Annotated in this window: 16 protein-coding genes; 12 read left to right on the top strand and 4 right to left on the bottom strand. The window is 44.9% G+C overall.

Annotated elements, in window-relative coordinates; genetic code table 11:
• Nucleotides 1-136 precede the first annotated feature (136 nt).
• From AC1EK4_RS00080 to AC1EK4_RS00050, 7 genes are all read left to right on the top strand, one after another.
• On the top strand, nucleotides 137-967 hold the full coding sequence (locus tag AC1EK4_RS00080; RefSeq protein ID WP_480356535.1) for a DUF4369 domain-containing protein: 831 nt from the start codon (nucleotides 137-139) through the stop codon (nucleotides 965-967).
• 67 nt (nucleotides 968-1,034) lie between these two features.
• Nucleotides 1,035-2,366, top strand: a complete 1,332-nt coding sequence (locus AC1EK4_RS00075; protein ID WP_480356534.1) for a dihydroorotase — start codon at nucleotides 1,035-1,037, stop codon at nucleotides 2,364-2,366.
• Between the two features lie 25 nt (nucleotides 2,367-2,391).
• Nucleotides 2,392-3,576 carry a metallophosphoesterase gene (locus AC1EK4_RS00070; protein ID WP_480356532.1) on the top strand — a complete coding sequence of 395 codons (1,185 nt, stop codon included), beginning with the start codon at nucleotides 2,392-2,394 and terminating at the stop codon, nucleotides 3,574-3,576.
• A 22-nt stretch (nucleotides 3,577-3,598) separates the two neighbouring features.
• Nucleotides 3,599-4,360 carry a lysophospholipid acyltransferase family protein gene (locus tag AC1EK4_RS00065; RefSeq protein ID WP_036897027.1) on the top strand — a complete coding sequence of 254 codons (762 nt, stop codon included), beginning with the start codon at nucleotides 3,599-3,601 and terminating at the stop codon, nucleotides 4,358-4,360.
• 62 nt (nucleotides 4,361-4,422) lie between these two features.
• Nucleotides 4,423-5,175, top strand: coding sequence for a polyprenol monophosphomannose synthase (locus tag AC1EK4_RS00060; RefSeq protein ID WP_036897029.1), 753 nt, complete (start codon nucleotides 4,423-4,425; stop codon nucleotides 5,173-5,175).
• Nucleotides 5,176-8,595, top strand: coding sequence for a transcription-repair coupling factor (gene mfd, locus AC1EK4_RS00055; protein WP_480356529.1), 3,420 nt, complete (start codon nucleotides 5,176-5,178; stop codon nucleotides 8,593-8,595). It begins immediately after the preceding gene.
• Nucleotides 8,596-8,675: 80 nt separating this feature from the next.
• Nucleotides 8,676-9,182, top strand: coding sequence for a histidine phosphatase family protein (locus AC1EK4_RS00050; protein ID WP_036897036.1), 507 nt, complete (start codon nucleotides 8,676-8,678; stop codon nucleotides 9,180-9,182).
• Nucleotides 9,183-9,335: 153 nt separating this feature from the next.
• Here AC1EK4_RS00050 and AC1EK4_RS00045 read toward each other — a convergent pair whose 3' ends face one another.
• From AC1EK4_RS00045 to AC1EK4_RS00035, 3 genes are all read right to left on the bottom strand, one after another.
• Nucleotides 9,336-10,328, bottom strand: a complete 993-nt coding sequence (locus tag AC1EK4_RS00045) for a hypothetical protein (RefSeq protein ID WP_036897039.1) — start codon at nucleotides 10,326-10,328, stop codon at nucleotides 9,336-9,338.
• An 852-nt stretch (nucleotides 10,329-11,180) separates the two neighbouring features.
• On the bottom strand, nucleotides 11,181-13,259 hold the full coding sequence (locus tag AC1EK4_RS00040; protein ID WP_480356527.1) for a GDSL-type esterase/lipase family protein: 2,079 nt from the start codon (nucleotides 13,257-13,259) through the stop codon (nucleotides 11,181-11,183).
• A gap of 90 nt (nucleotides 13,260-13,349) precedes the next feature.
• Nucleotides 13,350-14,714, bottom strand: coding sequence for a TrpB-like pyridoxal phosphate-dependent enzyme (locus AC1EK4_RS00035; protein WP_480356525.1), 1,365 nt, complete (start codon nucleotides 14,712-14,714; stop codon nucleotides 13,350-13,352).
• Between the two features lie 170 nt (nucleotides 14,715-14,884).
• Here AC1EK4_RS00035 and AC1EK4_RS00030 point away from each other — a divergent pair, with 170 nt between their 5' ends.
• The 3 genes from AC1EK4_RS00030 to AC1EK4_RS00020 all read left to right on the top strand — a co-directional run bounded on the left by AC1EK4_RS00030 (nucleotide 14,885) and on the right by AC1EK4_RS00020 (nucleotide 16,889).
• On the top strand, nucleotides 14,885-16,321 hold the full coding sequence (locus AC1EK4_RS00030; RefSeq protein ID WP_062435327.1) for a sodium:solute symporter: 1,437 nt from the start codon (nucleotides 14,885-14,887) through the stop codon (nucleotides 16,319-16,321).
• A gap of 65 nt (nucleotides 16,322-16,386) precedes the next feature.
• Nucleotides 16,387-16,629, top strand: a complete 243-nt coding sequence (locus AC1EK4_RS00025) for a hypothetical protein (protein WP_062435317.1) — start codon at nucleotides 16,387-16,389, stop codon at nucleotides 16,627-16,629.
• On the top strand, nucleotides 16,611-16,889 hold the full coding sequence (locus AC1EK4_RS00020; protein ID WP_062435319.1) for a Txe/YoeB family addiction module toxin: 279 nt from the start codon (nucleotides 16,611-16,613) through the stop codon (nucleotides 16,887-16,889). Before AC1EK4_RS00025 ends, AC1EK4_RS00020 begins: the two co-directional genes overlap by 19 nt.
• An 80-nt stretch (nucleotides 16,890-16,969) precedes the next feature.
• Here the strand turns inward: AC1EK4_RS00020 and AC1EK4_RS00015 are convergent, their stop codons facing one another.
• Complete coding sequence (locus AC1EK4_RS00015; protein WP_062435322.1) at nucleotides 16,970-17,518, bottom strand: glutathione peroxidase; 549 nt, start codon at nucleotides 17,516-17,518, stop codon at nucleotides 16,970-16,972.
• Nucleotides 17,519-17,759: 241 nt separating this feature from the next.
• Here AC1EK4_RS00015 and AC1EK4_RS00010 point away from each other — a divergent pair, with 241 nt between their 5' ends.
• A complete protein-coding gene (locus AC1EK4_RS00010) occupies nucleotides 17,760-18,311 on the top strand; it encodes a hypothetical protein (RefSeq protein ID WP_036897062.1) in 552 nt (183 codons plus the stop codon).
• A 1,114-nt stretch (nucleotides 18,312-19,425) separates the two neighbouring features.
• Complete coding sequence (locus AC1EK4_RS00005; protein WP_198025900.1) at nucleotides 19,426-20,886, top strand: potassium/proton antiporter; 1,461 nt, start codon at nucleotides 19,426-19,428, stop codon at nucleotides 20,884-20,886.
• Nucleotides 20,887-21,058: the final 172 nt, after the last annotated feature.

Below are 21,058 nucleotides of genomic sequence, written 5' to 3'. Positions count from 1 at the left end.
TCGGATGCACAGGATTGCTCGCTGTGCAATTTATGAAAAAAATATAAAACCGATGTAGAATCAATTAAATACAATGAATTTGTTTTCTTACATCACGAATACACATTACCTTTGCTATAGAACAAGAAAACCGTTTATGAATAAAGTCTTATACGCATTTCTGACTATCATGGCTTTCACCTCCTGTATAAATTCATACAGTGTGGACGGAACATCGAATATGTCTACGCTTGATGGTCGGATGTTGTACTTGAAAGTACTGAAAAACAACGAATTCAAGAAATTAGATTCCTGCGAAGTAGTTCATGGACAATTCCATTTCACGGGGCCTGTAGACTCTGTGAGAATGGCTAATATCTTCATGGACGACGAAAGTGTGATGCCATTGATACTAGAAGATGGCGATATAAAGGTGCAAATCAACGATACACAGCTCACCGTTAGTGGCACGCCGCTTAACGATAAGCTGATGAAATTCTTCAAAAAGTACAATCAACTGAAGAACGATGAGGCCGAATTGGTGCATAAGCACGACCGTGCCATCATGGACGGAAAGGACATGAACCTTGTTAATTCGCATTTGAATAGCGAGGCTACACGTCTCTCTGAGCAAGAAGACCACTTAGTAACAAGTTTCGTGACCGAGAATTTTGACAATGCGCTGGGGCCGGGGGTGTTCTTCTTGGTGACCATAGGTAATCAATATCCGGAGCTGACTCCATGGATTGAAGACATCATGAGTAAGGCTACAGACCATTTTAAGAATGATCCTTACGTGAAGATGTACTATCAAAAGGCGCAGGAAAATCAACAGATAATGACGGGATTGAAAGAACCTAGTGGCGTCACGGTGGCTCCACAGGAGCCTCAAACGACGCCTCTGCCTCCTCCCGGTGCAGCTACCAATGCGGTTCCAGCGCCTACTCCCAATGATTTGGCCAAACCGGCAGAGCCGCAGAATAAGTAACTTCAATATGTATATACAATATCAAGGACAGGCTCTGAGTCTGTCCTTGTCTATAAAATAAGGTGTTATGAGAATTCTTATCACTGGTGGTAGAATCGTCAATGAAGGACGTGTCTTTCCGGGGACGCTGTCTATTGTTGATGATCGTATCGAATCAATCATGGAAGGGGAGCATACATCCCGTGGTATCTACGACAGAGAGATAGATGCCACGGGGTGTTTTGTGTTGCCGGGTATTATAGACGATCATGTACATTTCCGCGAACCGGGTCTTACAACCAAGGCCGATATTGAGTCAGAAAGCCGTGCTGCCGCCTTTGGTGGGGTCACGTCGTATTTTGAGATGCCCAATACCAATCCGCAAACCACTTCGTTGGAGGCTTTGGAAGATAAGTTTGCTTTGGCCGGTGAGAAGAGTCATGTGAATTATAGCTTCTTTTTTGGAGCCACTAATCATAATACACATCTTTTTGAGAAGCTCGATCGCCGCCGCATTCCCGGTATTAAACTCTTCATGGGAAGCAGCACCGGAGGCATGTTGGTGGATAAGGAGCAAGCCTTGGTCGGTATCTTTGAAGAGGCAAAGCGACTGGATTTGCCGTTGATGACGCATTGTGAAGACACGGCTACCATTACTGCGAACATGGCTGAAGCGCGAAAGAAGGATGACGATCCGTCTATCTTGCTGCACTCACAGATACGTAGTGAGCAGGCATGTTATACATCTACCGAACTGGCTGTGCAGTTGGCACGTCGCTATGGTACTCGTTTGCATGTGGCACATCTTACTACTGCACGCGAATTGGAGTTCTTTGGGGTTGACAGCAACATCACGGCAGAGGCTGTTATTGCTCATCTGATGTTTTCGGATGCTGATTATCAGACGTTAGGGACGCTCATCAAGTGTAATCCGGCAGTGAAAACAGCGGCTGATAGAGATGCTTTGCGTCGCGCATTGACCGATGGTCGCATTACGATAGTGGGTACCGACCACGCTCCACATTTGTTGGTCGACAAGAAAGGAGGCTGTCGGAAGGCCGCTTCGGGTATGCCTATGGTGCAGTTCTCGCTTGTCTCTATGTTGCAATTGGTCGATGAAGGCGTTTTGGATATAGCCCGATTGGTGGCATTAATGTGCCATCACCCGGCTCAACTATTTGAGATTAGTGAGCGTGGATATTTACGTGAAGGGTATAAAGCAGATGTAGCTATTGTTCGTCCAAATGTAGATTGGACGGTGACGGAAGATATTATCCAAAGCAAATGTGGCTGGAGTCCGCTCTTAGGACATCATTTCCATTGGCGTGTGGAGCAGACATTGTGTAATGGTCGACTGATTTTTGACGGTGGAAAATTTGATGCTGATGCAAGAGGAGAAGCGTTGACGTTCAGAAGTTAAGATCCTATAGCAGTTTGGAAAGAAGATGATTGCACGCATGTATATCCCCATCTTGCTGATGATTGTATTGTCCGACTTGTATATCGACATACATTATCTGCGACGGAAGCTGCACCTTGGCGGTTGGAAGCGCCTCCTGTGGTGGCTTCCATGTATCGGTATGGTGGGCTATACGGTGGGGTTGGCAAGTGTTCAGAACTTCGTTCCGGATAACTTAACATGGATAGAAGTCTATTTAATATTGCTTGGTATCTTTGTCGTACCGAAGGCTATGTTCACCGTTTGCTCGGTTATGGGACTTGGTATTTGTCGTCTGACGCATCGAAGGAATAATTGGGGTAATCTTATAGGCTTCTTTTTAGGCATCTTGTTGATATTGATGTTCGTCTATAGCGTAACCTTTGGCGTGCGCCGATTAACGGTTAAGCGTATCGACTTGTATGTAGAAGAACTTCCGAAAGCCTTTGAGGGATATCGTATCGTGCATTTCAGCGATGCACATGTGGGCATGTTTGAGGGGGATAAGGCCGACTTGCTAAAGCGAGATATTGATAGCATCAATGCACAAAGGGCCGACTTGGTGGCTTTTACAGGAGATTTGCAGAACATGCAGCCCTCGGAACTCTATCCGTTTATGGATGTTTTGAGCAGTATTAAAGCTCCCGATGGTGTGTATTCGGTGCTTGGAAACCACGACTATAGCCAATATATCAATGCCGATGCGGCAATTAAAGCGGCCAATGAAAAAGAAATCATTGCCCGACAACGGCAGTTTGGTTGGCAACTGTTGCTGAATGAGCATGTCGTAGTGCGTCGTGGACAAGACAGTATCGTTGTTGTCGGTACAGAAAATGATGGGCGTGCGCCTTTTCCACAGCGAGCTGACTATGTCAAAGCCATGCGTGGAGTGGGGAAGAAAGCTTTTGTCATCATGCTGCAACACGATCCCTCGGCGTGGGACAGGCATGTATTGCCCCTCACATCGGCTCGATTGACCCTAAGCGGACATACACATGCCGGTCAAGTGAGCCTGCTAGGTTTCCGGCCAACGCGCTTTTCGTATACCCAAGACTATGGGCTTTACGAGCAGGCAGGGAGTTATCTCTATGTAACGGCAGGCTTGGGAGGCGTTGTTCCTTTCCGTTTCGGTGCTTCGGCCGAGCTTGTCGTCATCACATTACACCGTTTGGAAAGTAGTAAGAAATTATAAATTCATCAAGAAGAAAAGGAAGATGGTTACATTGTTATATCGCATCTATCAATTATGTATTGCGCTACCGGTGATTCTGATAGCTACAATACTAACGGCACTCGTTACCACTATTGGGTGCATTGTGGGCAATGGACATTTCTGGGGATACTATCCCGGAAGATATTGGTCGTGGCTTATCACGAAGATATTGCTGCTTCCGGTGCGCGTAGAGGGACGTGAGAACTTGGAAAGGGGGCAATCCTATATATTTGTAAGTAATCATCAAGGAGCTTTTGACATCTTTTTGATTTACGGATACTTGCATCGTAACTTCAAATGGATGATGAAACGACAGCTTCGTAAACTTCCTTTTGTTGGTATGGCATGCGCTGCTGCCCATCATATCTTTGTTGATAAGCGAGGGCCAGCTAAGGTAAAAGAGACCTACGAAAAGGCTCGCGAGACATTGAAGGGAGGCATGTCGATGGTGGTATTTCCCGAAGGTGCACGCACGTTTACAGGCCATATGGGGAGTTTTAAGCGTGGTGCTTTCATGCTAGCAGATGAATTGCAGTTACCGGTGGTGCCGTTAACCATCAATGGTTCGTTTGATGTGATGCCGCGAACACGCGATATGAAGTGGGTGTTGTGGCATCCATTACGCCTCACCATCCATCGTCCCATTATGCCGAAAGGACGCGGTGTGGAACAGGAATGTGCCATGATGGACGAGGCCTATCGTGCGGTGATAGGTGGATTAACGCCTGATTATCAAGGATATGTGGAAAATCCTGACCAATAATACAATCATTTGATGGCTTTTTTGTAACTTTGCAAATACTCAATAGAATAAAAATAAGCATCATGAATAGCAGTGATAGCATCGTCATTATTCCTACTTACAATGAGAAAGAGAATATAGAGAAGATTATCCGTGCCGTTTTCGGCTTGGACAAGTGCTTCCATATACTTGTTATTGATGATGGAAGTCCCGACGGAACAGCCCGGATAGTGCATCAACTCATTGATACAGAGTTCTCCGATAGACTGTTTATCTTGGAGCGTAGTGGCAAGTTAGGTCTTGGTACAGCTTACATCAAGGGTTTTAAATGGGCGTTGGAGCACGATTATGAATACATTTTTGAGATGGATGCCGACTTCAGTCACGATCCCAAAGATCTTCCTCGGCTCTATGCAGCATGCCACGATGAGGGTTATGATGTGGCTATCGGGTCGCGCTATGTGAGTGGTGTGAACGTGGTAAACTGGCCTATTGGTCGTGTGTTGATGAGTTATTTTGCCAGCAAATACGTACGTATCATCACCGGATTTAAGGTGCACGACACTACAGCAGGATTCAAATGCTATCGTCGATGTGTGCTGGAGACCATTCCACTTGATAAGATTCGATTCAAGGGATATGCTTTCCAGATAGAAATGAAATATACGGCATACAAGATAGGCTTTAAGATTAAGGAGGTACCTGTAATCTTTGTGAACCGCCGGGAGGGCGTTAGCAAGATGAACGGAGGTATCTTTGGCGAAGCCTTCTTTGGCGTGATGCGGCTCCGAATGGACGGTATGTTCCGCAAATATCCGCCGTTGCCACGTGCATAAATGGATATACAAGACGTAAGAAAACATTATAGCACCCAGCCACAGGCGGGTGCTATGCTTCAATTACTCGGAGATGGAACGGCAGAACCTATTTCCTTGCAAGGTTTAATGGCTTCTGCTGCCCCCTTGTTCTTTGCTTCTTTAGCCGAGAAATTATCTCATCCGGTGCTTTTTATTATGCAAGATGCCGACGAAGCAGGCTATTTTTATCACGACCTAACGCAGTTGCTGGGCACTGAACAAGTCTTATTTTTCCCTTCTTCCTATCGTCGAGCTGTGAAATATGGGCAGCGTGACGATGCTAATGAGATACTTCGTACCGATGTGTTGGCTCGTTTGAGCAGCAATCCTCACCATCTTTTCATCGTTACTCATCCTGAAGCGCTGAGCGAACTCGTTGTTTCCAAGTCGTTCATGGACGAACGTTTGCTGCGATTATCGGTTGGTCAACGTATTGATATTACCGATGTTGAAGCCACATTAAGGGAATATGGATTCAACGAAGTGGACTATGTGTACGAGCCGGGACAGTTTGCTGTGCGTGGAAGTATATTAGATGTCTACTCCTATTCGTGCGAGATTCCGTTTCGTATCGACTTCTTTGGTGACGAAATAGACTCCATCCGCACTTTTGAAGTGCAAGATCAATTGTCTAAAGATAGACGTGATCAAGTAGAGATAGTGCCTGAATTGGCGATGCAGGCCACCGATAGAATATCCTTCTTGAAGTTCTTACCTGCCCAATCGGTGATTGTCTACAAAGATATTCTGTACATTCACGACACTATAGAACGCATTTATAAAGAGGGATTCTCGTCGCAGGTAATGACCGAACGTATGGAGGGAGCCACAGAAGTGGAGCAACGTGAGATCGTTCGCAGCATGCAACGAGAGCAAAATCTGCTTACGGCTACGGCTTTTAAAGAAGATATATCCGGTTTCAAACGAGTGGAGTTCGGGGCTAATAGCGACTTGGACAAGTCGCATCGTAAAGATGCAAAGCGGTCGTCGGTGCTTCGTTTTGACATTACACCGCAACCGTTGTTCCACAAGAATTTCGATTTGTTGTCGCAGACGCTGGAAGATTATCGTCTCAAATGTTACACCTTATATATATTAGCCGATAGTGAAAAGCAGCAAAAACGCCTGAAAGACATTTTCGGTAGCGAAGAGTTGCAGAAATACGACATTCATTTCGAGCCGGTCAACAAGACACTTCACGAGGGATTTGCCGATAATAACATGCGTGTTTGCTTCTTTACCGACCATCAAATCTTTGACCGTTTCCATAAATACAACCTGAAATCGGATGGTGCGAGAGCCGGAAAGATGGCACTTACCATGAAGGAATTGCAAGAGATGGAGCCGGGAGATTACATCGTTCATGTGGATTTGGGTATCGGAAAGTTTGGCGGTCTGGTGCGTGTTCCGGCCGGGAATTCGTATCAAGAAGTCATTCGTATCATCTATCAGAATAATGATAAGGTGGATGTTTCCATCCATTCGCTCTATAAAATCAGCAAATATCGCCGGCAAGATACAGGCGAACCGCCTCGTCTGAGTACCCTTGGAACGGGTGCTTGGGATCGTTTGAAGGAGAAAACCAAGAAGCGTATCAAGGATATAGCGCGTGATTTGATAAAGCTCTATGCCAAGCGCAGACAGGAAAAAGGCTTCTCGTTCAGTGCCGATTCGTTCATGCAACATGAGTTGGAAGCCAGTTTCCTCTACGAAGATACGCCCGATCAGAATAAGGCTACGGTAGATGTGAAGGCTGATATGGAGAGCAATCGTCCCATGGATAGGCTCGTTTGTGGCGACGTGGGTTTTGGTAAGACCGAAGTGGCGGTACGTGCGGCCTTCAAAGCAGCCGTAGACAATAAGCAGGTGGCTGTACTTGTGCCGACAACGGTGCTTGCTTTCCAGCATTATCAGACTTTCCGCGACCGCCTGAAAGACTTCCCTGTACGTGTAGACTACCTCTCGCGTGCTCGCACAGCTAAGCAAACCAAGGCAGTATTAGAAGATTTAGAGGCCGGGCGTGTGGACATTTTGATAGGTACACACAAGTTGATTAGCAAGTCGGTGAAATGGCACGACCTCGGATTACTGATTATAGACGAGGAGCAGAAATTCGGTGTTTCGACCAAAGAGAAGTTGCGTAAGCTCAAGACTAACGTTGATACGCTCACCATGTCGGCTACTCCTATCCCGCGTACCCTGCAATTCTCACTCATGGGAGCACGCGATATGAGCATCATCCGTACCCCACCACCCAACCGTTATCCCATCCATACTGAGCTATCTACTTATGGTCACGAGGTCATAGCCGATGCTATCAACTTTGAGATGAGTAGGAACGGACAAGTGTATTTCATCAACGACCGTATTTCCAACCTGCCGGAGATAGCTAATCTCATCAAGAAACATGTGCCCGACTGCCGTATTGCCATCGGGCACGGACAGATGAAACCTGAAGAACTGGAGCAAATAGTGATGGGATTCATGAACTATGACTACGATGTTTTGCTCTCTACATCTATTGTAGAGAACGGTATAGACGTTGGGAATGCCAATACCATCATTATCAACGATGCTCATAGGTTCGGATTATCCGACCTCCACCAGATGCGTGGACGTGTTGGACGAAGCAATCGTAAGGCTTTCTGCTATTTGCTTTCGCCTCCCAAGAGTGTGTTAACGCCTGAAGCACGACGTCGACTAGAGGCTTTGGAGAACTTCTCAGAACTGGGTAGTGGTTTCAATTTGGCCATGCAAGATTTGGATATTCGTGGTGCCGGCAATTTATTAGGTGCTGAACAAAGCGGATTCATGGAAGATTTAGGCTACGAAACCTATCAGAAGATATTGAATCAAGCCGTTACCGAACTCAAAAATGAGGAGTTTGGCGACCTCTATGCCGAAGAGATTGCGCGTGGAGAGGAAATATCCGGTGGGGAATTTGTGGAAGATTGTGCTATTGAGAGTGACTTGGAGATGTATTTCCCCGATAATTATGTGCCGGGAAGCAGCGAACGAATGTTGCTCTATCGCGAACTTGATAACATCGAAGACGATGATGCTCTGGAGGTTTACAAGCAGCGATTGGTAGACCGCTTTGGTCCAGTTCCGCCCGAAGGGGAGGAATTGATGCAGGTGGTAGCGCTTCGTCGACTCGGCAAATCGCTTGGTTGCGAGAAGATAATGCTACGTCAAGGTCGTATGAACATGCAATTTGTGAGCAATCCGGAAAGTGTTTATTACAAGAGTTCTGCGTTTGGTAAGATACTAGACTACATCGGTTTGCATGCCCGACGCTGTGACTTGAAAGAGATAAAAGGTCGCCGACTTATGCATATCTCGCAGGTTCCTACCGTCGGAGATGCCGTGAAGGTGTTGAGAGAAATAAGGGGAATATAATTTGAAAAAATTATCCTTTTATACCAAAGGTAGATGATTTGGCATATTAATGTGTACTTTTGCCGTAGTAAAAAGGAAGTATGACGAAACTATATTTGGTGCGCCATGGTGAGACGGTGGACAATGTGGCGCAGATTTTACAAGGACAAGGTCACGGACAACTGAATGAACGCGGACTGGAACAGGCTCGTGAGGTGCGCGATAAAATGGTTGGTGAACAAATAGACGTATTTGTTGCCAGCGATTTGAGGCGTGCTATAGATACTTGTCGCATCATAGCCGAGCCGCACGGATTGCCGATTGAGACGACGGTTTTATTGCGCGAGCGCGATTGGGGGAGTTTTACCGGTCGGTTTATTCCAACATTAAAAGATGTGGAATGGCCCGACGATATAGAGACTTTGGAGCAGATGAAATCGCGTGCCCAGAACTTTATCACTTATTTAAAGTTCACTTATCCCGATAAGACAGTCTTGGCCGTAGGACACGGATTGATTAACAAGGCTATCCAAAGTGTATATTTTCATCGTCCCATGAATGAAATTCAGAAGATGGGAAATGCCGAAGTGCGCGTCTTAGTATTGTAATAGGTTTCGATACATTACTCATAAATAGATTGAGGGCCTCTTGCTGCACAGCAAGAAGCCCTCTTTTTTACTCTCTAATTTTTATTCCTGAATTCTTTTTACTTAAAAAGTCACTCTATTGAGCATATAGTTATGTCTGAATTCTCTTATTGATTATTTGTGTCCGAAATGTCCACCGCCACCGAAGTTGCCGAATGAACGGCTGGGGGCTGATTGTCCTGCAGAACCGGAACGTGGACTAAACATGCGACTAGGAGCACTGGAGCTGCTGTTGAAATTGTTGCGCATGCTGCCAAAACCACCTTGACGTACCGTCGTACGAGTGCTACTTTCAGGGCGACTCATCTCATTGCGACCGCCAAAAGAGCGTGTCGGATCTTGTTGCATTCTATTTCGGCTTCCGAAAGAGCGTGTTGGTCTAGACTGCATATCGCTACGGCTACCAAAAGAGCGATTTCCATTTTGCTGCATATCACCACGTTCTATGTTTGAACTGTTAAAGATGCTGCGTTCACCATTGTTCATCCGCGAGCGGTCTGTGTCCATCCGGCGCTGTCCATAGTTATAGTTGCGGTCGCCATAGCTACGTCCTCCAAAACTGCGGTTGCCGAAATTGTGGCTACGACCGAAGTCTCCACCGTTGAAACCATCGCGCATTCCGAATCTTCTAGAACTTGGGCCGCCCCATGTACGTTCTCTGTACCATGACCGACCGCCATTCATTCGCCAGCTGTGTCCGCCACGATAGACGGTATAGAAAGTTGGCCGACCGAAGTAGAAGTAGTCACGTCGCGGGTAGCGAGCGTAGACTCCGAAGTGCCAATAGCCTCCATCCCAGTAGAGCGGACGGTAGAAATAGTTAGCTGCACAATAAGCTTGATATTGCCAATCGAGCAAAATGTAGCTTAAATCCAGATTACGCTGAGTCCAATAACTTCCATAAAGGCTGTTATAGTCGGTTACTCCTAGCAGGTAGTCAAGATTTATTTCATAGGCAGCTTCGTACTGCTCATCGGTCAGATTAAGCTCATATGCCATCTTGTCTGTCAGGAAAAGCGCCTGTTCGCGAGCTTGCTGATAGCTCATTGCGTTGACAGAAACTGCTGTAGTCAGCAGAACTACAAGGGCTAATATCAACTTTTTCATAATCTTATCTCTTTAATTGTTCTATTCGTTTATTTATCTGATGCAAAGAAACGAAGAATATACGAGGATGAAAAAGGTTTTTCCCTATGTGGTAGGGGATTTTCCCTAAAGGTGAATATGTATATATAATAAAGGTATATATCAACCGGCTTATAAAAAGAAGCTCCCTCCGACTCCCCCATAAGGGGGAGAGTGATAGTTTAAAGTTGGTACATAGACGAATAAAGAAGTGATGGTAGAGACGGAAAGTTTTCCGTCTCACAAGGTAAAAGGTAAGAGGTGGAGGTGTAATACAGAAGCATTTCTGTCCGAAGGACAGCCCATTCATAGCCGTAAGTCTTTTAGGCTTACGGCAAAAAAAGCAACTATAACCGAGCCTGAAAGGCTCCCCCTTTCCGTGTAATATCTATCATTAAAGGAGGATATGGGCAGTCTTGTCAGACTTCATATAATAGATAGAATCATAAGGGGGAGCCTTTCAGGCTTGAGCAAGGGCTTTTCAGTATTGCTGAGAGGGCCAGTCAGCAATGCTGCGAGAACGGTTCAGTATTGTTGCGAAGCCGGGGCAGCAAGTTGAGGGTGAGAACTTGAAATAGGAAGCAGGGCTGTATAGATTAACATACCGGACGGTATCGAAGTTAAAAGAAACTTCTAAAAGATATCATGATTGTTTTGTCGATGAAACAAAAAGGTGCTATTTCTGTGCTATACACGAAACAATAATGCAATTATGGTAGATAAAAATATTCAGAAATCAATTATTGGTGATTTCTTTAGATAGCATTCTGTCTTAATAATAAGCCCTTTACAGCATACGCTGTAAAGGGCTTATTATTGATTATAGAAATGTGGTTAGAAGTCCTTATCCCTAAAGGTGGAGGTGGGAAGAAGGCTGGAATTCACTAGATTTGCCCTTGTATAAGGTTGCCAACCATAGCGTACATTCACAGGTTTGACTACTTGTTGACTCCAAACCTTTACTTGATTACCTTCGATTTTGGCTTGTGCAGGATGGTATAAACCGTCTTCTCCGGCAATTTCAAAGCTGCGAATAGCTTTACCATCCGATGTTCTGAGACCATCGGCAAAGTCGAATGACACGTAAGCGGCACCATCGTGATAGTCCACATGATTCATGAATGGACCTGAAGGGACAAGCCGATGCCCGTAAGTCTTGGCCAAAGCCCAACGAGCCAAACGTTGTCCGATGGCCATTTTATGTTTAGGGTGTACGTCGAGCGAGTCGCCTATGTCGCTGCTGACAGCCATTCCCGTGTTGGGAATCGTTCGCAGTTGTCGGCGTTGTACATCGCGGAACCATGGCCAACTAGGTCTGTCCAAACTTGATAACTGCACATAATAGAAAGGAAGATTGGCGTTCCAATAGCTTCGCCAACTGCCTACCATGAGCTTAAAGAGGCTGTCGTAGGCTTCCATATTGTGTGCATTAGACTCTCCTTGATACCATGCCACGCCTCGGATGGTGTAGTGGGCGAGTGGTTCGATGCCGGCTTCGAAGAGATAACAGGGCTGATAAGGGTGTCGTTGCAGTGGGTTGGTCTTCAAGTTGATATTTTTCGACATGCGTTCACGTACCCATGGTTGGATGAAATCGTTTTTAGTAGGCTCTCTTAGAATGTCGGGAAAGTCGTTTTCAAGTGTCTGTCGGGGTATCCAAGACTCTGTCGGGGAACCGCCGATGGCGTTACAGATTACTCCGATGGTCACTCCAAGAGTGTCGGCCAGTGTTCGTGCAAAGGCCAAACCAATGGCAGAGAAAGCCGGGGCTGTGTTTTCGTTGCAGGCTTGCCAACCTTTATCGGTGTAATATTGCAGTCGGTTGACTGAGTCGAGAGCCGATATGGACCACTCGGAATTTGTCGTTGCCCATTTCTCTGTCATGTTAAATAGTCGTATATCAGGTTTTTGACTACTATAGTGGAGCATGTCTTGTTTCTCATCTGGAGCTAGTTGGGCGGTACGGAAAGCCATGTTTGATTGTCCGGAGCACAACCATACTTCACCGATGGCTACATCGTTGAATTGCAGTTTTTCTTTCTTTGTCTTGATGGTGAGTGTCAAATTCTTTGCAGCCTGCATGGGTAGGAGAGTGGTACTCCAATGTCCTTCTGCATTAGAAAGGGTGTGAATGGTCTGTTTTCCCAACTCTATGGTCACCTCGTCATGACTGTTTGCCGTTCCTTCCATGTGGATGGGAACGGAGCGTTGGAGCACCATTCCGTCGGTATAAAGGCGTGAAACGTGTAGCCCACCCATGTCTCCGGTGAGGGCGCTATATACTTTTCGGGCTATCAATCCAGCTCCTTCGGCGTTGGGATGAAGTCCGTCTGGAAATACATCAGGCCGATTGTAAAGTGCTTCGTGCAGGTCAATGAGTCCTACATTGGTTGTCCGTGCAATGCGTTCTATTCTCTGTTGTATCTGATGACGCCAGTCGCGAGTACCCGATTTGAATCGACGATGGCGGTCTGAGATGGGTGTTAGTCGACAAATCCATACTTTACATTTTGGATTAGCCACCTTAAATGAGTCGATAAGTGCACGGTAATCCTTGATAAAATCGTCCGAATAATTAGGCCATGCACGCGGGTCGGTATCGTTTACTCCTAAATGTATGATGACTCTATCGGCCTTAAAGTCGAGCGCTTGTCGGTATTCCGGTTGCGCAGTATAGGGTCGATAGGCTCTATTGATGAGTGTTGCACCCGACCGTCCGAAGTTCCTAACCTCGTAATCTTTTCCTAGCAACGCCTGAAGTTGCACCGGATAGCTCGTATGTTCACGGTCTTTGAGGCCGGCACCGTACGTGATGCTATTGCCCACACATGCCACCTTGATGGGGCGACGAGCGTCTATGCGTAGTAAAAAACTGATGAGTAAAATCAATATGAGCAGTGTTTTTTCTTTCATGCTGTAAGAGGTTAAGTTGGAAAAGAAGTATAACGAAAACTCCCTAATACCTGTTTGGTGAGATATTAGGGAGCATATAGGGATATAGAATTAAATCTTTACGTTGGGAACGTTGACTAGGTTGCTCTTAATCTCAGCGTCGGAAACACTGTAATTGTGCAAGTCTCCGTTGATATAAGAGTCGTAAGCAGTCATATCAATAAGCCCATGACCGGACAAACAGAATAGGATGTTTTCTTGTTTTCCGGCTTCCTTAGCTCGTAGAGCCTCTCGGATGGTAGCGGCAATAGCATGACAACTCTCCGGTGCGGGGATGATACCTTCGGTTCGAGCGAACAACATACCGGATTCAAAGCTTTCCAATTGGGGGATATCTACGCCGTGCATATAGTTGTCACGAATCAATTGACTGATGATCATACCGGCTCCATGGTAGCGTAAACCACCTGCATGGATGTTCGCGGGTTTGAAGTCGTGCCCCAAAGTGTACATAGGTAACAGTGGAGTATAGCCAGCTTCGTCTCCGAAATCGTATTCAAACTTACCGCGAGTTAGCTTCGGACAGCTCTCCGGTTCGGCAGCGATGAACTCTGTCTTCTTGCCATTGAGGATGTTATGACGCATGAATGGGAAAGCAAGACCGCCGAAATTGCTACCTCCACCGAAGCATGCAATCACTTTATCGGGGTATTCTCCGGCCATTTCCATCTGCTTTTCAGCCTCTAGGCCTATGACAGTTTGATGTAAAGCAACGTGATTGAGCACCGAGCCCAGCGTATATTTGCAATGCGGAGTAGTCGTTGCCAACTCAATAGCCTCGGATATGGCGGTACCCAATGAGCCGAGATGGTTAGGTTCGCGAGTGATAATGTCCTTTCCGGCACGGGTAGACATGGAGGGAGAACCCTCTACTGTGGCACCGAAGGTACGCATGATGCTAGAGCGATAAGGCTTCTGTTGCATGCTAATCTTTACTTGATAGACAGCTGCACTCAGCCCGTAAATGCTCGCGGCATACGACAATGCGGCACCCCATTGGCCTGCTCCGGTCTCTGTAGTGACGTTGGTGTCGCCCTCTTGCTTACAGTAATAGCACTGAGGAATGGCAGAATTAATCTTGTGAGAGCCTAGTGGGTTGGTACTTTCGTTTTTAAAATAGATATGAGCAGGGGTATCTAGCGCCTCTTCCAAGGCATAAGCGCGTACCAACGGAGTCGAACGATAGTAGCTATACTTATCGCGTACCTCTTCGGGAATGTCTATCCAAGCATGCGTACAATCCAGTTCTTGCTTGGAACATTCGGCACTAAAGATGTGCGACAAGTCTTCCGCGCTGAGTGGTTCGCGTGTTTTGGGATTCAATGGAGGCAATGGTTTGGTAGGCATATCGGCCTGTATATTGTACCACTGTGTGGGGATATCCTTCTCTTGAAGGAGGAATTTCTTCTGTTTCATCTCTACCTTGTTTATAAATCATTGCAAATATACTGCTTTTTTGACAGTTAACAAGGCTTTTCTCTGAACTTTTCTATTACAGAAAGAAAGTAAGGATTGTAAGTAAAAAAGTGTGTTTTTAAATGTGCATGGATTTGTCTGCTTATTTAAAACAAGCTATCTTTGCATCCATGATGATACTTTTCACTGTTTTGATATACTTCTGTTGTCTGCTGGTGTTCAGCAGATTGACAGCTCGCAAGTCCACCAATTCCATCTTTTTCAGTGCCGAGCGCAGGTCGCCTTGGTATATGGTGGCATTTGGAATGGTCGGTGCTTCTATTTCGGGAGTGACTTTTGTGTCGGTTCCGGGAATGATGTTGAAGACCGATATGACCTATTTACAGATGTGCGTGGGCTTTATCTTCGGCTATTTAGCAGTGGCTTTCCTGCTTTTGCCAGTGTATTATCAATTGCGAAAGCCCACTATTTATTCGTATTTGCAGCAGCGATTGGGCAATCGGTCTTACCTGACGAGTGCGTCATTCTTCCTCTTGTCGAAAATGACGGGGGCTGCCGTTCGCTTTTATGTAGTTTGTATTATCCTACAACGGTTCGTGCTCGACGACCTCAGAATACCTTTCCCGGTAACCGTAGTCATCATGGTAGGATTGATATGGCTTTATACTCATCGTGGTGGAATCAAAACGTTGGTGTGGACAGACACTTTCCAAACCACTTGTATGTTTGCTGCTTTGCTCCTTATTATATATAATGTGATGGGTGAACTGGGTTTCACGTTACCGCAAGCCGTACATGCCATTGCGACAGATACGCATAGTAGAGTGTTTGTTTTCGATGATTGGGTAAGCCGGCAGAACTTTTGGAAGCAGTTCATGAGTGGTATCTTTGTGGTTATAGTGATGACCGGACTCGATCAAGATATGATGCAGAAGAACCTTACTTGCAAGACTTTGCGCGAAGCACAGAAAGACATGTGTACTTATGGATTGGCTTTTGTACCGGCCAACTTACTCTTTTTGTCTCTTGGTGTCTTGTTGACACAGTTGGCAGCAAAGCAAGGTGTACCCCTCCCGGCGATGGGAGACGAACTCTTACCCATGTTTGCTGCTGCCGGACGACTGGGCATTACGGTGACAATCTTGTTTACCATAGGTATTGTGGCAGCCAGTTTTTCGAGTGCGGATAGTGCATTAACGGCTTTGACCACAAGTTTTTGTGTGGATATAAAGAACCGAGCGGAAGACGAACAGTTGCGTCGTCGCACCCATAGGGTGTTGGCATTGGTGTTTGTGGTGTTCATCCTGATATTCCGAGCATTAAACTCTACCAGCGTATTGGATGCCATCTATGTGCTTTGTTCCTATACTTATGGTCCGTTATTAGGGCTGTTTGCCTTCGGATTATTGACTCGTAGACCGACCAATGACCGCTTGGTACCGTATATTGCAGTCTTAGCTCCCTTATTGTGTTTTGTCGTTGATACGCTATGTAGTCGTCTTTTAGGCTATAAGTTCGGCTATGAGTTGCTCATGCTCAATGGTTTTCTTACTTTCGTAGGATTGTGGATAGTGGGGAAAGCAACTTTAATTAGAGTACGCAAATAAGTACACTAAAGTTTGTTTATATTGCTGAAACGTCTTATCTTTGCAATTAAAGAGGAGGTAAAAGTATGCAGATAATTACTACAAGAGAATTTAGAGCAAATCAAAAGAAATATTTTGATTTGGCAGAAACGGAGACAGTGTTTGTCGCTCGTAAAAATGCAAGACCCATAATTATTAGTGTTGCCGATGAGAATGATTTTCTTTCAAAAGCTGAACTAAAAGCTATTCAACAGGGATTAGAGGATATTAGGAATGGTAGAACGGTAAAAGTGAAAGACATTAATAATATATGGGACAGTATTCTGTAGAGCTTGTGGGATCGTCTAGAGAAGATTTGCGGAAGATTTACAAATCAGGTAATAAGGCGATTATCAAAAAAATAGAAGACTTGTTTATGGAGCTGTCAGAGCATCCGTATACGGGAACGGGGAAGCCAGAGCCTTTGAAATATCTTCCAAATATGTGGTCAAGAAGATTAGATAAGAAAAATAGGCTACTATATACCATTAATGAAGATGTTGTTTCTGTCTATGTAGTCTCAGTGTTGGGACATTATACCGATAAATAAAATGATAGTTAGGAATATGATTATACCATAAGGAGGCGGTGTTAACACCACCTCCTTATGGTATAGATGAGTCTCTAGCCTTATAAGAGTTCTTCTATTTGCTTTTCAATATTCGAGATCTTCTCTGTAGGTTCAAATCGAGCGACCACCTGTCCCTTTTTATTGATGAGGAATTTGGTGAAGTTCCACTTGATATCAGCTTTTTCTTTGTAGTTTGGATCGGCTTCGCTGAGTATCTTGTCGAGGATAGGATAGATGGGGTGAGACTCGTCCCAACCGGCAAATCCCTTTTGTTTTTTCAAGAATTTAAATAAGTCGTCGGCATCGTCACCGTTCACTTTTACCTTCTTAAAACGTGGAAATTCGGTACCATAGGTCAGTTTACAGAAACTGTGAATGCTTTCGTCGGTACCCGGAGCCTGCTGGCCAAACTGGTTACAAGGGAAATCTAAAATCTCAAAACCTTGTGCGTGGAATTTCTCGTAAAGTTTCTCTAGTTCTTCGTATTGGGGGGTAAAACCACATTTAGTAGCTGTGTTGACAATCAGGAGCACTTCGTTAGCATATTCCTTCAGTGACACTGGGCTGCCTTTTCTGTCTTTGACGGAGAATTCGTAAACCGTTTTCATCTTTTTCTTTATCTGTATGTAAGTATAAAATATTTTTCGTTAGCTGCAAAAATACAGAAAAATAGCGATAAGTTGTCATGCAATATGCTAATTAAAGTTATTTCAAGGTAGGGAATTACCATGAAAGAATAGGATAATCCCTACTGCTTTATATGGGAATATACACGACGTCTTGGTAAACTATATCTATCTTTGCAGCAGAAATAAGAACAAAGAATTAATACACAAAACGAATATAATTATGGAGAAGATTTCTACACTCATGACGATGATAGCGATGGCTGTTCTGTCATTCTCTTTTGTTTCTTGCGATGAAGATGCAGAGATTGGATATACGCTTGAGGGTACTTGGAAGGGTAATATGTATGTATCGTCTACTTATTCCGGTCGCACTTACGATGCTACCTACTCCGAAATAGACTTTACTTCCGGCATTTGGGTAGACTATTACAGCAATGCTCCGTACGATTATATTGCCAACCACATTACTTGGACGGTAAACAATGGAACGATCTATGTACACTTTGTAGAAGAGAATACGGATATTAGAATCTTTGACTATAGCTTGAGCGACTACTATTTCTCTGGTTCTATCTATTCCGGAAACCAAACTGTAGACTTCCGACTGACGCATACGTCGTCTCCTAATTGGTCGGGCTACTACTATTATGGTTATGATGACTGGTACAATTCTTGGGATTCAGGCTACTATGCTAGAGGATATAACGACGCAATGAGTCGCTCGGTGAAACCTCAAGTAGAAGCTCCGAAACGCGTATTCAGAACGAAATAAGACAGGCGAAAGCGCCATCTGTAAAATAATGAAGCGGATGTACTCACAGAGGTGCATCCGCTTTTGATATGCAGTAACTTATAAACTCAGTGACTAAAAAAACGATCTTGGTTTGCTGTAACGGCTTTTCAGCATTGCTGTATGGATTGTTCAGCGATGCTGCCTCGACTCTGCAACGACCCAAAAGAGCCTCTTTTGACGATCAAGGGAGTATGTACTTGATAAGTGATTGAAAATGAGAATATATGATAATTGACAACAAAATATTTGAAAGGGCTGACCGCATTGCTGCGATCAACCCTTTTACCTTTTTTGGGGGGAATAAAGCTGAGCGAATCTACTTGATCCGCTCCACGGTCAGTCCGCCTGGCTCTATCTTGAAGTCGGCCTCCGTCACGGCTTGGTTCTGGGCGGCGAGCTGGTCGCGGCGGTGTCTTGCCCCGTCCTCCGGCGCGGATTGCGTTTCGCACTGCTGTTTTGCCCCATCCGCAGGCGCGGATTGCGTTTCGCGGCGGTGTCTTGCCCCGTCCGCAGGCGCGGATTGCATTTCGCACTGCTGTTTTGCCCCGTCCGCGGGTGCGGATTGCGTTTCACGGCGTTGTCTTGCCCCGTCCGCGGGTGCGGATTGCGTTTCGCACTGCTGTCTTGCCTCGGCGGGGTAGAGCTTAGCCACCGCACCGTCCTCTCACCTCCATGAGAAGCGGCAGCTTGTTTTAGTACGCTCGGCATGAGCATTATCTAATGGGTGGAAGTCGTAAAACCCAGTTGCACCCCTCTCCCCTCATGCACATAATTTCATAAGTATTTGTTATCTTTGTGCACGTCAAGGCCACATACGATTCTCATAAGCCTACATTTGAGGATTATTAATTTTTTTGCTCAAAGATAATACATATTGTGACTTGGAGCACGCATTTAGGACAAAGAATTGATACTGGCCTTGACACTTTTCCATCAAATGGGAAGGCGATTCGAGAATTTATTTCCCATTTTTTATTTCCACTGGCTTATATATAGCGATTTTTATGTAAATTTGTCCATGAGAATCAGTAGGACCATTTACAGATTCTAATAACCATACAGTAAATTACATCACTCACTATTAAACGAAGTAATGATTACTTTCTCAACAGAAAATATTTTTCTCTTAGGTTCTTTCTTAGTATTAGTCAGCATACTTATCAGTAAAACAGGCTATCGCTTCGGCATCCCAACATTGTTGTTATTCTTGTTTACAGGAATGTTTTTTGGCAGTGAGGGGTTGGGTATGGAATTTAATAGCCCACACGACACACAATTCATTGGTATGGTGGCATTGAGTATCATCCTGTTTTCTGGCGGTATGGACACCAAGTTTAAGGAAGTAAAGCCTATCATTGGAATGGGTGTTATCCTATCTACTTTGGGCGTAGTGATGACAACTGTCTTGACAGGAGGGTTTATATTTGCATTATCGCAGTGGGCAGGTATGGATATTCAATTGTCCTTGATTGTATCCATGCTGTTAGCTGCAACCATGTCTTCCACAGATTCGGCTTCTGTGTTTAATCTTTTGCGAACACAAGGAATTGGCTTGAAACACAAATTGCGACCAACGTTGGAATTAGAGAGTGGTAGTAACGATCCTATGGCTTATATGCTGACGATAGCGCTCATCAACGTAGCCCTCTCGGGTGATGATTTTTCTTTTTTAGACCTATCACTTAACATTGGTGAACAGTTTTTATTAGGAGGAGCATTAGGCTACGGTCTTGGTCGTTTAACGGTTTGGTTGATTAATCGAATCAATCTTCCAAACGCAGCACTCTATCCCGTACTTCTTCTAAGTATGGTGTTTATCACCTTTACACTGACCGACTTATTAAACGGCAATGGATATTTAGCAGTTTATATAGCAGGACTTGTTGTGGGCAACTGCCGTTTGTCGTATCGACGAGAGATGTCTACGTTCTTAGATGGACTTACTTGGTTGCTCCAAATCATCCTATTCCTCACCCTTGGATTGCTGGTTAATCCTTCAGAGTTGGTTGACGTAAGCCTCTTCTCCCTCGCCATCGCAGTATTTATGATGCTTGTTGCGCGCCCTGTAAGTGTATTTTTATGCTTACTACCCTATCGCAAAATTCCGTTGAAAGCCAAGACTTTCCTTTCATGGGTTGGTCTTCGAGGTGCTGTCCCCATAATCTTTGCCACATATCCTATTATTAACGGTGTCGAAGGAGCAGACCTCTTGTTTAATATAGTCTTCTTTATCACCCTGCTATCACTTACGATACAAGGTACTACTATCTCATTAGTGGCAAAAAAACTCCAGCTCGACATGCCAGAAGAAAAGAGTGGTAATGAGTTTGGAGTTGAGATTCCAGAGGAATTAGGTTCAAAACTAAAAGAGGTAACTTTAAAAGAGAGCATGCTTGAAAATGGAAACTTATTATCTGAAATGAACATTCCTAAAGGAACGCTTGTCATGATGGTGAAACGTGGAAAAACCATCTTGGTTCCCAATGGTCAATTACCTTTAGAGAAAGGTGACATCTTGTTATGCCTTTCCAGTGCCAACAAGAATCCTGAGTAGATGATTCAAAGTAAGCATCCAACATTAGCCGCCTTTGTGTAGTACTCTTGCTTTACTACCTTTGCCCGAAAAACTTATGTTTGTACTCAACGAAATATTGCTGTCTGGTAAAACTTAAATAGCCTATAAATCCTTGCGGAATTGCCTTTATACAGGTAATTCCGCATTCTTT

It is taken from the genome of Prevotella sp. C0026C3, from assembly GCF_056590795.1.
This window is presented reverse-complemented; position numbering and strand designations above follow the sequence as displayed.

Coding starts and splice junctions, on each gene's coding strand:
- AC1EK4_RS00080 (WP_480356535.1), top strand. CDS start 137: ATGAATAAAGTCTTATACGCATTTCTGACTATCATGGCTTTCACCTCC.
- AC1EK4_RS00075 (WP_480356534.1), top strand. CDS start 1,035: ATGAGAATTCTTATCACTGGTGGTAGAATCGTCAATGAAGGACGTGTC.
- AC1EK4_RS00070 (WP_480356532.1), top strand. CDS start 2,392: ATGATTGCACGCATGTATATCCCCATCTTGCTGATGATTGTATTGTCC.
- AC1EK4_RS00065 (WP_036897027.1), top strand. CDS start 3,599: ATGGTTACATTGTTATATCGCATCTATCAATTATGTATTGCGCTACCG.
- AC1EK4_RS00060 (WP_036897029.1), top strand. CDS start 4,423: ATGAATAGCAGTGATAGCATCGTCATTATTCCTACTTACAATGAGAAA.
- mfd (WP_480356529.1), top strand. CDS start 5,176: ATGGATATACAAGACGTAAGAAAACATTATAGCACCCAGCCACAGGCG.
- AC1EK4_RS00050 (WP_036897036.1), top strand. CDS start 8,676: ATGACGAAACTATATTTGGTGCGCCATGGTGAGACGGTGGACAATGTG.
- AC1EK4_RS00045 (WP_036897039.1), bottom strand. CDS start 10,328: ATGAAAAAGTTGATATTAGCCCTTGTAGTTCTGCTGACTACAGCAGTT.
- AC1EK4_RS00040 (WP_480356527.1), bottom strand. CDS start 13,259: ATGAAAGAAAAAACACTGCTCATATTGATTTTACTCATCAGTTTTTTA.
- AC1EK4_RS00035 (WP_480356525.1), bottom strand. CDS start 14,714: ATGAAACAGAAGAAATTCCTCCTTCAAGAGAAGGATATCCCCACACAG.
- AC1EK4_RS00030 (WP_062435327.1), top strand. CDS start 14,885: ATGATGATACTTTTCACTGTTTTGATATACTTCTGTTGTCTGCTGGTG.
- AC1EK4_RS00025 (WP_062435317.1), top strand. CDS start 16,387: ATGCAGATAATTACTACAAGAGAATTTAGAGCAAATCAAAAGAAATAT.
- AC1EK4_RS00020 (WP_062435319.1), top strand. CDS start 16,611: ATGGGACAGTATTCTGTAGAGCTTGTGGGATCGTCTAGAGAAGATTTG.
- AC1EK4_RS00015 (WP_062435322.1), bottom strand. CDS start 17,518: ATGAAAACGGTTTACGAATTCTCCGTCAAAGACAGAAAAGGCAGCCCA.
- AC1EK4_RS00010 (WP_036897062.1), top strand. CDS start 17,760: ATGGAGAAGATTTCTACACTCATGACGATGATAGCGATGGCTGTTCTG.
- AC1EK4_RS00005 (WP_198025900.1), top strand. CDS start 19,426: ATGATTACTTTCTCAACAGAAAATATTTTTCTCTTAGGTTCTTTCTTA.